This is a genomic window from Aeromonas sp. S11(2024) (assembly GCF_041402345.1).
GTDB lineage: Bacteria > Pseudomonadota > Gammaproteobacteria > Enterobacterales > Aeromonadaceae > Aeromonas > Aeromonas veronii.
The window spans coordinates 142,175-156,719 of the sequence record NZ_JBGLRC010000005.1 but is presented as its reverse complement, the minus strand read 5'-3'; the positions used below and the strand labels follow the sequence as shown (position 1 = coordinate 156,719).

General features: G+C 58.7%; 10 protein-coding genes. 8 read left to right on the top strand and 2 right to left on the bottom strand.

Annotated elements, in window-relative coordinates; translation table 11 throughout:
* Positions 1-104: 104 nt before the first annotated feature.
* From ACB040_RS06765 to ruvC, 3 genes are all read left to right on the top strand, one after another.
* On the top strand, positions 105-3,167 hold the full coding sequence (locus ACB040_RS06765; RefSeq protein WP_371153716.1) for an efflux RND transporter permease subunit: 3,063 nt from the start codon (positions 105-107) through the stop codon (positions 3,165-3,167).
* Between the two features lie 15 nt (positions 3,168-3,182).
* Positions 3,183-4,232 (top strand): efflux RND transporter periplasmic adaptor subunit, encoded by a 1,050-nt coding sequence (locus tag ACB040_RS06760; protein ID WP_371153714.1) that lies wholly within the window; start codon positions 3,183-3,185, stop codon positions 4,230-4,232.
* A gap of 115 nt (positions 4,233-4,347) precedes the next feature.
* Positions 4,348-4,869 carry a crossover junction endodeoxyribonuclease RuvC gene (gene ruvC, locus ACB040_RS06755; RefSeq protein ID WP_005334512.1) on the top strand — a complete coding sequence of 174 codons (522 nt, stop codon included), beginning with the start codon at positions 4,348-4,350 and terminating at the stop codon, positions 4,867-4,869.
* Between the two features lie 141 nt (positions 4,870-5,010).
* Here ruvC and ACB040_RS06750 read toward each other — a convergent pair whose 3' ends face one another.
* Both ACB040_RS06750 and malX read right to left on the bottom strand, forming a co-directional pair.
* On the bottom strand, positions 5,011-6,201 hold the full coding sequence (locus tag ACB040_RS06750) for a MalY/PatB family protein (protein ID WP_371153712.1): 1,191 nt from the start codon (positions 6,199-6,201) through the stop codon (positions 5,011-5,013).
* A gap of 87 nt (positions 6,202-6,288) precedes the next feature.
* Entirely contained in the window at positions 6,289-7,860 is a 1,572-nt protein-coding gene (gene malX, locus ACB040_RS06745) for a maltose/glucose-specific PTS transporter subunit IIBC (RefSeq protein WP_065017917.1), read from the bottom strand.
* 290 nt (positions 7,861-8,150) lie between these two features.
* Here malX and ACB040_RS06740 point away from each other — a divergent pair, with 290 nt between their 5' ends.
* From ACB040_RS06740 to ACB040_RS06720, 5 genes are all read left to right on the top strand, one after another.
* Positions 8,151-9,188, top strand: coding sequence for a Mal regulon transcriptional regulator MalI (locus tag ACB040_RS06740; RefSeq protein WP_139708798.1), 1,038 nt, complete (start codon positions 8,151-8,153; stop codon positions 9,186-9,188).
* 236 nt (positions 9,189-9,424) lie between these two features.
* Entirely contained in the window at positions 9,425-9,688 is a 264-nt protein-coding gene (locus ACB040_RS06735) for a hypothetical protein (protein ID WP_201986593.1), read from the top strand.
* Between the two features lie 431 nt (positions 9,689-10,119).
* The gene (locus ACB040_RS06730) at positions 10,120-10,638 is read left to right on the top strand and encodes a Pycsar system effector family protein (protein WP_201986594.1); all 519 of its coding nucleotides are present in this window, start codon (positions 10,120-10,122) and stop codon (positions 10,636-10,638) included.
* Positions 10,638-11,366, top strand: coding sequence for an adenylate/guanylate cyclase domain-containing protein (locus ACB040_RS06725; RefSeq protein ID WP_201986596.1), 729 nt, complete (start codon positions 10,638-10,640; stop codon positions 11,364-11,366). Before ACB040_RS06730 ends, ACB040_RS06725 begins: the two co-directional genes overlap by 1 nt.
* A 902-nt stretch (positions 11,367-12,268) precedes the next feature.
* Positions 12,269-14,176, top strand: coding sequence for a fructose-specific PTS transporter subunit EIIC (locus tag ACB040_RS06720; protein ID WP_371153708.1), 1,908 nt, complete (start codon positions 12,269-12,271; stop codon positions 14,174-14,176).
* Positions 14,177-14,545: the final 369 nt, after the last annotated feature.

Here is a 14,545-nt window from a genome sequence, read left to right as displayed (position 1 = left end):
TTTACAAGCCGGGAGAATTCCAGTTAAATGCTTGAGTCCCTGTTGCAGGGGCTTTGGAAGCAAGGCCAGCGGAATGGCCAATAACAACAACTCAGGAAGAGTGAATGAACCTCGCCAAAACGGCGATCGAACGCCCCATCTGGGTGGCGGTCTCGATCGTGCTGATTTTCCTGCTGGGCCTGCTCAGCATCCGGGGACTGCCGATCCAGCTGTTCCCCGACATCGACCGTCCACACCTCAACATTTCGGTGAGCTGGCGTTCAGCCTCGCCCCAAGAGATGGAGTCGGAGATCACCGACCCCATCGAGCAGGAGATGCAGGGGGTTCAGGGACTCAAGAGCCTTGTCAGCAACAGCTATCCCGGCTTTACCGAAATCGACATGGAGTTTGCCCTCGGCACCGACATGCAACGGGCCCAACTCGATGTGATTTCGCGACTGAACCGGGTCTCGGGATTGCCGGACAAGATCGGCGGCCCCTACGTCAACAACTACAGCAGCAACGATACCCTCACCTTCTTCTTCATCCAGCAGTTGCCCGGTGCCAAAGGGGTGATCGATGATCATCAGGCGCTGATCGAGGCGCGGGTCAAACCCGAGCTGGAGCGCATTGAAGGGGTCTCGACAGTCGCAGTCGAGGGGATCAACGAGCGCCAGATCCAGATCCGCTTCGACCCCTATCGCGCCGCCGAGCTGGGGGTGGAGATCCCGGTGCTGGCCAGCCGGGCCACCACCGGCTGGGACGTGTCGGCCGGCACCCTCGACATCGGTCGCTGGGAGTACAAGCTGCGCTTCGCCGGTCGCTACGATGTCGAGACGCTGGGGGACAAGGTGGTGGACTGGCGCAATGGCCTGCCCATCTATCTGCGGGATGTGGCGGAAGTAAGGGTGGCCCGGGAAGAGAACCCGGTGCTGCGGATCCAGAACGGCAATACCGCCATCGCCGCCCAGATCTTCAAGGAGAGCGGCGCCAATGCCCTGGCATCCCTTGAGGCGATCAAGGCCCGGGTGAACGAGCTCAACCGCGAGGTGCTGGAGCCGGTCGGGCTGCACATGGAGCAGTCGTTCGATGCCTCCCTCTACATCAATCGCGCCGTCAGCATGGTCACTGCCAACCTGGGGCTCGGGGTGCTGCTCTCCTGTGCCATCCTCTGGCTCTTCCTGCGCCAGCTCAAGGCGACCCTGATGATTGCCCTCGCCATCCCCATCAGCATCATGCTCACCTTCTGCCTGCTCAAGGTGATGGATCGCACCCTCAACATCATCTCGCTGGCGGGCATCGCCTTTGCCGTCGGCATGGTGCTCGATGCCGCCATCGTGGTGCTGGAGAGCATCTACCGGCGCCACGAGCGGGGGGATTTGAGCAAGGCGGAGGCGGCGCTCGAAGGTACCCGTCAGGTGTGGACGGCGCTGGTCGCCTCCACCCTGACCACGGTCGCCATCTTCCTGCCGGTGCTGCTGCTCAACGATGTGGAGGGTCAGCTGTTTGCCGATCTGGCGCTCACCATCGCCTGCGCCGTGACGGTCTCCATGCTGGTCGCCGTCATCGTGCTGCCTGCGGTGGCGGCGCGCTGGATGGGACATGAAACGCTGACCGACCCCTATGAGTCGCTGTGGCAGCGCACTACCCGTCACGTGATCCGCTGGACCTCGACCTCACGCCAGCGCTGGACGGTCATCACCCTGATGATGAGTCTGCCGGCACTGGCCACCTGGGCGCTGCTGCCCAAGATGGACTATCTGCCGGACGTGAAACGGGACGCGGTGGATGTCTGGATGAACTTCACCCCCGGGGTCAACCTCAAGGCCCAGCGCGAAGAGGTGATCGATACCCTGATCGCCCGCCTCGCCCCCTACATGAAGGGGGAGAAAGAGCCTGCCCTCAAGAACTACTACATCTTGCGCTACCCGGGAGGCGCCCAGATTGGCGTGCGCCCCAAAGACGAAAACCGCATCAAGGAGCTGGAGAGCCTGTTGATGAAACAGCTGCTGGTAGGCATTCCCGACACCCGGGTGTTCGGCGGTCAGGGGTCGCTGTTTGGCGGCTTTGACAGCGAGAACGGCGTCTCCCTGCTGCTGCAGGGGGGCAACCTGCCCGAGCTCTACCAGGCAGCCCGTGCCAGCATGGGGATCCTCAGCAAGGACCTGCCGGGAGCACAGATCCGGCCCGAGCCGAGTCTCGACTTCACCGCCCCCGAGCTCAAACTGGTGCCGCAAGATCGGCGTCTCGCCGAAGTGGGTTGGGATCGCACGCCCTTGCCCACCATCATCCAGACCTTTGGCGACGGCTTGCGGGTTGGCGAGTATTTCGACGGCGAGGATCGGCTCGACATCATGCTGATGGGGCAGAGCTCCGCCAATCCGGACGAACTGAAGGCAGTGCCGCTGGCCACCCCCTCCGGGCGCATCGTCCCCCTTGGCGAGCTGCTGCGGGTGGAGCATGACATGGGCCCGGCCAGCATCTTCCGGGCCGATGGGCGGCGCAGCATCATCCTGCAGATAGCCCCCCCGGCGGGCATGACAATGGAGCAGGTGATCGACACCCTGAAAAACCGCAGTTTTGCCGCCATCCGCCCCCTGCTGCCCGCTGGTGGCGAGCTGCGCATTGCCGGCAATGCCGACAGCCTGCAACAGGCGCTCGACAATCTGGGGACCATCTTCCTGTTCGCCGTGGTGATCCTGCTGGTGCTGCTGTGGGGGGTGTTTGCCTCCCTCAAGGATGCCATGCTGGTGCTGCTCACCCTGCCCCTTGCCTCGGTTGGCGGCGTGCTGGCGCTGCAACTGAGCGGGCTGCTGGTGCCGCTGCCGATGGACCTGCTCACCATCATCGGCTTTGTCATCCTGCTGGGACTGGTGGTCAACAACGCCATCCTGCTGGTGCATCAGACCCGCACCGCCGAGCGGGACGGCATGAGCCGCCAGCTGGCGGTGGCCGATGCCCTGCAAAGCCGGATGCGTCCCATCGCCATGACCAGTCTCACCAGCATCTTCGGCATGCTGCCGCTGATGCTGAGCCCGAGCGAGGGGAGCGAAATTTACCGCGGGCTCGCCACCGTCATTGTTGGCGGCATGAGCTGCAGCACTCTGTTTACCCTGATCCTGTTGCCTGCCTTCCTGCGTCTCGGGGAGCAGGTGGCGATCCCACAACCCCTGCGCCAGCGGGCCTGAGCAAGGAGCTCATCGATGACACATATGATTACCCGAATGTTGGCTGGCGCTGTGCTGATAGCAGGCAGTGCGCTACCGGTATTGGCCGATCAGGGCAAGATGGTGACCCTGGCGGATGTGACCCAAGGGGATGCGGCCGCCAATATCTGGGTCAGCGGCACGGTGGCGAGTCGCCAGCAGGCGGCGCTCAGTGCCGAAGTGAGCGGCCGGGTGGAATGGATCGCCGAATTTGGCAGCCGGGTCAAAAAAGGGGACGAGCTGCTGCGCCTCGACAGCGCGGCGCTGCGCCTCTCGCTGGATCAGGCCCGCGCCGAGCAGGCGAAATGGCAGAGCAACTTGCGCTTCGCTCGCGCCGAATCCCAGCGGATCACCCGACTACACCAGCAAAAGAGCGCCTCCCAAAGCCAGTACGACAAGGCCAGCTACGATGTGGAGCAGGCCGCGCTGGCCGAGCGGCTGGCCGCCATACAGGTGAACCAGATTGAGGAACAGCTGCGCCGCAGCCACATCTATGCCCCGTTCGACGGCGTGGTGAACAACCACTTCATCCAACCCGGCGAGCATGTGGACGCGGGCGAGCAGGCGCTGGAGCTGGTCAACCCTGATCAGCCGGATATCCGCCTGCAGGCCCCCATTCTCTGGGCCCAGCAGTTGGCACCGCAAACCCGGTTGCGAGTGGAGGGAGAGCAGCTGAGCGGTCACGGCGTCTATTACCAGCGGGCCGCCAGCGCCGACCCCAAGTCGCGCCTCATCGAGCTGCGCCTCAAACCGGAAGCGGGCACCTTCATCATCGGCTCGCCGGTGCGGGTTGCCCTGCCACTGGGGGATCAGCAGAGCATGCTGCTGCCCCGTGACGCTCTGGTGCTCGGCACCGATGGCAGCGTGGTCTATCAGGTGGCGAGAAGCGGCAAGGCGCTCAAGGTGAATCGGGTGCCGGTCACCGTGCTGTTTGGCGACAGCCAGCAGGTGGCGGTGAGCGGCGCCCTCAAGCAGGGGGATAGGGTGGTGGTGCGGGGCGCGGGCAGCCTGCAGGATGGCGACACCATAGAATTGTTCAAGGGCTAACCAGGCCCGACGCAGGCTGGCCAATCTTTGCCCGCTTGACCCGGGACATACAGCCAAACGGGCCACAGTTTGCTATCTTGGCGGCCATCACTCGCGTTTAGAGCAATCAACACCCATGAGCATTATTTTGGGCATCGATCCGGGTTCGCGGATCACCGGCTACGGGGTTATCCGGGTCGTGGGCGGCAAGGCCGAATATCTTGGCTCTGGCTGCATCCGCACCGATTGCGGCGAGCTGCCGGAGCGCCTCAAGCAGGTCTATGACGGGGTATGCGAGATCATCACCCAGTTCAAACCCACCGAATTTGCCATCGAGCGGGTCTTTATGGCCCGCAACGCCGACTCGGCCCTGAAACTGGGACAGGCCCGGGGCAGCGCCATCGTCGCAGCAGTCAATGCCTACCTGCCGGTGAGCGAGTACTCCGCCACCCAGATCAAGCAGGCGGTAGTCGGCACCGGTGGCGCCGCCAAGGAGCAGGTGCAGCATATGGTTACCCATCTGCTGAAACTCTCCGCCACCCCGCAGGCGGATGCGGCAGATGCCCTCGGCGTCGCGCTCTGCCACCTGCACACCCGCCAGAGCCTGATCAAGATGGCCGGCCGCGCCAGCAGCTCGGTACGTGGCCGCTATCGCTGAGCCCTTGTGTCGTCCACGACTCATCTCGGTATCACCAAATAAAAACCGCCCCGGATATCCGGGGCGGTTTTTTATATTTCCCCACATAACGGGGCCATCACTGATGGCCCCGTTATGTTTCTCATGTTGAATGGATTTGCTCTACACCACCTCCCCCAGCGCACCGATCAGGGCGTCGAGTCCTTGATCTACTTTCGAGCGCGGGCAGCCGACATTGAGGCGGATATAGCCTGTGCCTTCCGGGCCATAGGTGTCACCGCGCATGATGGCGACCCGGTATTTCTCCACCAGCAAGGTTTGCAGCGCATCCATCCGTTCGGTGGAGTCGATGCCAAGGCCGCGCAGGTCAATCCAGGCGAGATAGGTTCCCTCGGGCACCCGATAGTCGATGGCGGGGAAAACCGCGTTGAGCCGCGCCGCCACATGGGCGAGATTGCCGTGCAGGTAGGATTTGAGCGCATCGAGCCAGGCAGCGCCGTCCCGATAGGCGCTGATATGGGCTAGCACCCCGAGAATGGGCGGCGATGAGAGGCCATGGGCCGCCTTGAGCCGCTGCAGATAGGCGGCCCGCGCTTCTGCGTTGGCGATAAAGGCGTAGGCGCCGCCAAGGGCGGGAATATTGAAGGATTTCGAGCCCGAACTCACCAGCGCCCAGCCATCGTCCGGCGCCACCTCGCTCCACGGCAGATAGCGGGCAAAGCTCACATCCATATGGATGTCGTCCGAGATGACCTTGACCCCGTGACGCTGGCAGATGGCGGCCATCCGGCCGAGTTCATCCCGCGTCCAGACCCGGCCGGTGGGGTTGTGGGGGCTGCAGAGCAGCAAAATCCGGCAATCGGGGCGGGCTGCCTGTTGCTCGAAGCAGGCCCAGTCGATCTGGTAACTCCCCTCTGATTTTTTGAGCGGACAGGGCAGCAGCACCCGGTCGTTGGCGGCCAGCATATTGCCGAAGGCGTCGTAGGCGGGGGTGTGCACCAGCACCCCTTCGCCCGGAGCCGACCAGAGGCTCACCAGCTGGGCAATCACATAAATGACCGAGGGGCCGTAGACCAGCGTATCCGGGTCGAGGGTTGCCCCGTAACGGCTGGCAAACCAGTTGCTTACCGCCCCCTTGAAGTCGTCGTGATTCCAGCGGCTGTAGCCAAATACCCCGTGCTCAAGGCGGGCTGCCAGGGTCTGGCGAATGCAGGGGGCGGTCTCGAAATCCATGTCGGAGATGGTAAAGGGGAGCAGATCGGCATGGCCAAAACGGTCGGCTACATAGTCCCACTGGGTGCAGTAGGTGCCGTGGCGGTCGACCACGCGGTCGAAATCATAAATATCGTGCATGAAGTTTCTCCCTCCATAAACAGGAGACATATTGGGAGAGGCAAACAAGGGGGGCTTGCGCCCCCCGTTCGGATCTTATTGGCCGGTTCAGGCCCCCATCAGGCTCTGCAGCTGGTTTTTCACCAGATGCACCTGCGGGCCGATCACCACCTGCAGGTTGTGCTCGTCGAGCTTGATCACCCCGATGGCGCCGTTTGCTTTCAATACCTTGTCATCGACCCGGCTCATGTCCTGCACCGACATCCGCAGGCGGGTGATGCAGTTATCGAGCGCCAGAATGTTATCGGCGCCGCCCAGGGCGTTGAGGATGATTTCACCGTTGTAACCGCTGTTGCCAGCCTTCTTGCCTGCGGGCTGGGCAGCCTCGCTGGTCTCGATTTCGCGACCCGGCGTTTTCAGGTTAAAGCGCACGATGGCGAAGCGGAACACGCTGTAGTAGATGGCAAACCAGATGGCGGCCGCGACCGGCACCAGATACCACTTGGTGGCGGTGCCTTGCAGCACGCCGAACACCAGAAAATCGATGAGGTTGCCGTCGGTGTTGCCGATGGTGACGCCGAGCAGCCCCATGGTCATGAAGCCCAGCCCCGTCAGGATGGCGTGAATAACGTAGAGCACCGGCGCCACGAACAGGAACAGGAACTCCAGTGGCTCTGTGATGCCGCCGATGACGCAGGCCACCACGCCGGAGACCAGCAGCGCCTTGATCTTGCCGCGATTTTCCGGGCGGGCGCAGTGATACATGGCGAGTGCCGCGCCCGGCAGGCCGCCGAGGAAGGCAGGCATCTTGCCCTGCGAGAGGAAGGAGGTGGCAGAGACCGAGAAGCCGGTGGTGTCGGCGCAGGAGAGCTCGGCGTAGAAGATATTGAGGGCGCCGCTCACCTCGTGACCGCATACCAGCTGGGTGCCGCCCGCTTCGGTAAAGCGGATCAGCGCCACCAGAATGTGGTGCAGGCCGAGCGGCAGCAGCAGACGCTCACCGGTACCAAACAGGAAGGGGCCGAAGGGACCGGCGTGGGAGATGAGCGCCCCGATGCCGTTGATACCGGCGGCAAACCAGGGCCAGACAAATGGCACGACCAAGCCGACCACACCCAGCACCAGCGCGGTGATGATTGGCACGAAGCGGGCACCGCCGAAGAAGGCGAGCGCATCGGGCATCTTGTAGGTGTAGAAACGGGCGTGGAGCTTCGCGACGATCACCCCGACGATGATGGCCCCCAGAATCCCGGTGTCGATGGAGCTGATGCCGAGGATCGATTTCACCCCGTAGGCCTTCTCCGCCGCCGCGTCACCGATGACGTTAGCCACGGTGAGGTAGAAGTTGATGGAGAGGTTGAGCGCCGCATAGCCGACGAAACCGGCAAAGGCCGCGACCCCCTTCTCTTCTCGCGCCAGCCCGAGCGGAATAGCCACCGCAAACATCACCGGCAGGTAGATAAAAGCCACCAGCCCTACCTTGGTCATCCAGAGGAACAGCAGTTGCAGCACGGTATTGTCGAGGAAGGGCATGCTCTGCTTGACCGCATCGCTGGTGAGCGAGCTGCCGACACCGAGCAGGATGCCCGAGAAGGCCAGCAGGGCGACCGGCAACATAAAGGTCTTGCCGAGGCTCTGCAGGAACTCCCAGATGGTGGATTTGGCTTGAGGCTTGGCCATGAAACGGCTCCTTGTGAATAGACAGCAATATCTGCGGCTGCCCTCCCCCGCTCGAGGCAATCTCGAAGCAATCTCTAAACAAAGGCGCGGGTCAGCATCAGGTTTTGCCGGATGATAAAACGTTTTATCAACTTACAAGTGCCGACAGGATCACAGAATAAGGGGGCAGGCTGGCAGAAGGATCCAAATCTGTGAGCCGGATCAGCCCAATGGTGATGTAACGTTTCACTTGGCAACCCAAGCAGGTATGCTGGGGCCTCGCTCTCAACATGCCATCGTCCGTTCACCCTATGTCGCCCAAATCCCTCTCTGCCAAAGCCACCAAGATCACTGATGTCGCCCAGCGGGCGGGTGTGTCGGTCACCACCGTCTCCATGGTGCTCAACGGCAAGGGGCGCATCTCCCCGGCCACCGCCGAGCGGGTGCAGCAGGCGATAAAAGAGCTCGACTACGTGCCCAACAGCGCCGCCGCCAACCTGCGCAGCCAGCAGTCCAATCTGGTGGGGCTGATCCTGCGCGACATCACCGACCCCTTCTATACCGAGGTGACCGCCGGGGTGAGCGAGGTGCTGGAGCAGCAGGGCTATCTGCTGTTTCTGACCCAGTGCGGCCACAGCCCGGAGCGGCTGCAGCAGAGCATCCACTCCCTGTCACGGCAGGGGGTGGCGGGCATCATTTTCAATCCGGTGCGCGGCGCGGCGGCCAAGACGCTGGAGACCCTGCTCGATTCCGAACTGCCGGTGGTGTGCGCCGCCCGTTCCTACTATCGGGATGACGTGGATTTTATCGGCCCCGACAACACCCACGCCGCCAAGCAGGCCACCACCTACCTTATCGAGCAGGGCCACCGCCATATCGCCTACGTCGGCGGGCGAGCCGACTCCCTCACCCGTGCCGAGCGGATCGGCGGCTACTGCGCCAGCCTGCTGCAATATGGCCTGCCCTTCAAACCGGAGTGGGTACTGGAGTGCGAGCGCACCCAGCGCAGCGCTGCCGACACCATCACCCAGCTGCTGCACCAGCACCCCAAGGTGACCGCCGTGCTCTGCCACTACCCCGAGGTGGCACTCGGCGCCATCTATGGCGTCGAGGCGAGCGGCCGCACCGTGGGCAAGGACAACTACATCGGCCAGCAGGTAGCCCTGCTCGGTTTTGACGATGTGGCAGAGGCCGAACTCACCTCCCCCGCCCTCACTTTCGTCAGCTCACCGGCCCGCGAAATCGGCCGTCAGGCGGCAAGGCGGCTGCTGACCCGGATGCAGCAGCCCGAACTCGCCCCCAACCGCCATATCATCACCCCCAATCTGCAAAAGCGGGAGTCGGCTTGAGTTGGCAAGGCTGACCCATCTGCAGCAACCCGAGCTCACCCCCAACCGCCATATCATCACCGCTCACCAGCAAACCGCAGAAGCGGGCATCGGCCAGAAGCACACGGCTGCGGCGCGCGGGCAAATAACAAAGAGGGGGCGCAAAATGTGAGCCTGCTCACTGCGCCGGCAAGGAGAGATTGAGAGCCAAGTGGAGAGGAATATGATGGGCGTCCACTCTCTTCACGAGCCCATTTATGAGCAACCCGCACGACCAGAATCCGCCGAGTGAAATCCATCACTGTGACAAATGTGGCGAGCGTACCCGCCATCTCGTGGTGCTGGTCGCCCGCGATCACAGCCAGGACATCATGCCCAAGGATCCGCACAAAGCCTTCTGGCAAGCCTTTCGCTCCAGCAGCCTGACCAATGCGGTATTCGGCCAGACCCTCGCCTATCAGGCCACCCATGTAAAACATCTGATCTGCGAACGCTGCGGGGAGAAGTTTCTGGAGTATTGAGTGGCGGTTGTATCCGGCATGAGGTGAAGCTCTGTCTGTGGTCACTGTCCCAAGTGGGCGAATAGCAGCCACTTAATAAGCAATTTATTGATCTTTGGCAGGTTTTTGCCCGACTGCGGTTTTACCCTGCCCCTCTCTCGATTAATATGCCCCACTTGGCAACCACTCTTGCAGAGATAACCCTGTGCAGCCGTTTCGCCATCCACCACATCGCCGGATAACCGCAGCAGGCTGGAGGCTGTAATCCACGTGCGGTAGCGTGGAACTTTCAGGAATATTTAACAAATGGACATACCAGAATTAAAAAGAGATGTAGTGATGAAAATTAGGCGTCATTTTTTGAAACAAGAATCTACTATTTACCTTTCAGTATAAAGAATGCGGACAATTAAAATTTAAGTTAATCGTCGTTTCCATGAAGAGTTGATGATATGGATGAAAAATTAAAAGATATATTTGCAAATATCAATGATTGGTTAAAATACGCAGAGGCTAAATCAGCAACTTTAATTGCAGGAAACGGAGCTTTAATTTTTGGAATGACAGAGACAATTAAAGATTCTGATATACCTAAGTCAATTGAATACTACAGTTACATGTCAATGACTCTATGCCTCATCTCTATGATTATATGTTTATTGTCAGTTGTCCCATCATTATCAATGCCTTGGGAAAGTAAACTACATTCAGTAAAAGAGACCGACAATTTGTTGTACTTCCAAGACATTTCAAAATATACACCGATAAACTTTCTTAAAAAGCTGTCTAGCCGATTAAACATCACCGCTTGTGATTTTTCAGGATATCAAAAAGATCTAGCAAAGCAGATAATAATTAATTCTACAATTGCATGCAAAAAATATGAGTTTTTCAAAGTCGCAATTTTATTTACTGTTGCAGCACTTATATCTCCTTTGGGAGTGTTGTTGTTAATATGGAGGTGTAGATAATGAAATCAGGTATCGATGAGAAGGTTAAAAATATAATTGATGATGAATTTGAGGTCACCGATATTACTTATGTGCCTGATATCGATAATACAAGCCTAACATTTGGTAACAAGGGGTTACGATTTGAAGCCACAACCTTATTCATTGATATGAGAGGCTCAACGAAAGTTCTGAATAATCATAACAAAACTACTGTAGCTAAATTACATAAAGCGTACTTTCATACGATTGTAACGATCGCCAAGAGCTTAGGAGGTGAAGTTAGAAGTTTTAACGGTGATGGAATGTTAGTTTTTTTCCAAGGAACAACTAAACAGAGTTTAAGCAATGCGGTGAAAGCTGCAATGAAAATGAAGTGGATGCTTGCTTCATCAGATTCTGTCGTTAAAAAGAAAATGGAAAAATATTCTACCGTTGACTTTGGAATTGGTATCGATGATGGAAAGATTCTATGTGCAAAAGTCGGCATCTCCGGCATAAACAACAGAGATCTCGTTTGGATAGGTAATGCCGTTAATAAGTCGGTCAAAATTGGAGATCAACTCCACGGAAAAATAGGTATATCATCCTTTGTTTATAACAATTTACTTGATGATGTAAAATACGTCACCGAAAACGATGCTTTTGGCAACAAGGTGAAGCGTGACATGTGGTCTGAAGAGTCTTTTACTTATAACGATAAAACTCATTCTTTTTACACCACGACATATCATTGGATTGTTACTTAAAAAGACTCTTTTATATCCTATACCTGTATTCAACAGTCAGCCTCCATCTACAGACAGGGTGGGTAGGGGCTGAATTTATGGAAGCAAAATATTGGTCCTGAACTAGAAAACAAAATTCTATATAATTACCCAACACAAACAGACGCCAAAACCTGACAATCTGTTTTTCAAAAAATTTATATCCTATCTGCCTATTACCGCGCGCATCGGCCTGATCCCGGAATTTATCCGGCAGGATTTTCATATGGATTTGCTCTCGTGGCAGGAGCCCGTAGGTTCGAATAGCGGAGCGTATTCGAACGTTCGCGTTATCACCTCTATCTTTTCGGCCATCCCCTCTCTTGCCACCACCCTCCCTGCCGAAACAAGCGGTGCAATTCACTTTGTTCATTGCACCCTACGGTGCGTCTATAGCTGTGGTTTTTCTTGCCCGTAGTAGTGAGCTCTCTGGCACCTATGGCCCAACTCATTTCTCCAGCTTGCTCTGCTCACGACTCCCCTGCGCCTACCCCTTGCTTCCCGCCAGCGGGGCCATTTCTGTGCGTTGGCTCACATCCCGCCGCTGTTTTTCACCTCACAAATTTATAGAAAGAGCGCTCCCATTCACTGCGTACAAACTCACCACACGGCCAAAGCGCTGAACCACTCACAAACACAACTAATTGATTTTAATCATCAATAAAAATATGAGTGATTCAATCCGCCCCCATTTCAGCAGCTGTTCAGCTTTGCGATCAGGGTCACACTCAAAGTGATGGCGCACAAAAATCCAGTTATTCGCACATTTGTCCGATAGGGTGACCTCTCCCTCGGCGCGATAATAGTCGGGTCAATTTTGTCTGCATGCCAACCTGCAAGGGCGGCATGCCAACAGGCTCCGGCAACGGAGCGGGGAGAGCGCCATGATAACCACCTTGATCAATGAACATCTGATCAACCTCGATTTGAAAGCGACGCGTAAGGAAGAGGTCTTCACCGAGATGGCCCGCCTGCTGGCGTCGCAAGGCAAGGTCAGCGACGAGCAGGCCTTTATCAAGGATCTGTGGGCCCGCGAAGAGCTGGGCAACACCGGCTTTGAAGAGGGCGTAGCCCTGCCCCACGCCAAGAGTGCGGCGGTCTGCAACCCGGCGGTCGCCATCGGCATCAGCCGCAACGGCATCGAGTACGGCGCCGAAGATGGCAAGCCGTCCCATATTTTCTTTATGATCGCCTCCCCCGATGGCGGCGCCAACCACCATATCGAGGTGCTGGCCGAGCTCTCCGGCAAGCTGATCGAAGAGGGCTTTATCGCCAAACTGCTGGCGGCGAAAACTCCGGCCGATGCGCTGGCGCTGCTGCTGGCCAAGAAAGAGGAGCAGAGCGCGGCCCCGACCACCAGCAAGGGCTTTATCATCGGTGTCACCGGCTGCCCGGCCGGTATCGCCCACACCTATCTGGCTGCCGAGTCGCTGGAGCGCGCCGCCAAGGAGCTGGGTTATGAGGTGAAGGTGGAGACCAACGGCTCCATCGGCGTCAAGAACAGCCCGACCGCGGACGAGATCGCTCGCGCCAGCGCCATCGTGGTCGCCTGTGACAAGCAGGTGGACATGGCGCGCTTCGCTAGCAAGCCGCTGATCAAGACCGGCGTCAAAGCCCCCATCAAGGATGGCAAGGGTCTGATCGAACAAGCCCTGAAAGCCCCCGCCTATGTGGCTGGCAAAGAAGATAAAAAGGGTGAAGAGAAGAGCGCGGGCGGCAGTTCCGATCTCTATCGCTACCTGATGAACGGCGTATCGCACATGATCCCGTTCGTGGTGACCGGTGGTCTGCTTATCGCCCTGTCACTGGCCATCGGCGGCAACCCGACTCCGAGCGGCATGCAGATCCCGGAAGGGAGCATGTGGAACCAGATCCTCAACGTGGGCGTGGCCGCCTTCACCCTGATGATCCCCATTCTGGCGGGTTATATCGCCTACGCCATCGGTGATCGTCCGGCGCTGGCACCGGGCTTTATCGGTGGCTGGATCGCCAACAACGGCAGCTTCTACGGCGCTGACGCAGGTACCGGCTTTATCGGTGCCATCATCGCGGGCCTCCTGGTCGGCTATCTGGTGCGTTGGATTGCCACCCGTCAGTACCACAAGATGGTGCAACCGCTAGTGCCGATCCTGATCGCCCCTATCGTAGGTTCCCTGTTTATCGCTGCGGTATTCATCTTCATCATCGGCGCTCCCATTGCCGACATGATGACCGGCCTCAACGCCATGCTGCTCTCCATGAGCGGTGGTAGTCTGGTGCTGCTGGGTATCGTGCTGGGTGGTATGGCGGGCTTTGATATGGGTGGCCCGGTCAACAAGGTGGCCTTCCTCTTCTCCGTCGGCATGATTGCCTCCGGTCAGACCCAGTTTATGGGTGCCATGGCTTGCGCCATCCCGGCTGCGCCCCTTGGCATGTCGCTGGCGACCGTGCTGGGTCGCAAGCTGGGAATCTTCGATGCTTCTGAAATCGAAGCGGGCAAAGCCGCCGGTGCCATGGGTCTGGTGGGTATCTCCGAAGGGGCGATTCCATTCGCCGCCCGTGACCCGCTGGCCGTTATCCCGGCCAACATTCTGGGCAGCATGACCGCAGCTGTGATGGCCTTCCTGTTTGGCATCACCAACAGCGTTGCCCACGGTGGCCCCATCGTGGCCCTGCTGGGTGCCGTCAACAAGCCGCTGCTGGCCCTGCTCTGCATGATCTGCGGTGCCATCGTCACCGGTGTGGTGGCGGTTGCCCTGAAAAAACTGCGGGTCAAAAAGAGTGATGAGGTAACTCTGGCCAAGGCGGCCTGAGTCCCCCCTCACCATCGAGGCACCTAAACCATAAAAGAGGCCACCCCACGGGGTGGCCTCTTGTTTTTTGTGGATAGCTGGCGGGCCGTATTTCCCAAAATCGCCCCCCGAGAAATGGTGGTCAACAAGCACTCTTCCTCGTCTCTCCCTTCACCTCTCTCCTTGCCTTTCCCTGTGGCTCCCTTCTGGCCTCTCCCCTCCTCAGCCCAGCACTCACACAGAGCGCCAAACTGGCTGAAATGGCAGCAATCCGGCGTCAGCGGTGTGATGTTTCTCACGCTTTGTCCGCGAAAGCGCAAAAACTAGGAAAATTTCCTAGCCCCACTAGGGATGGCTCTCAAGCCATTTTTTGCCCCTCTTATTAGAGTC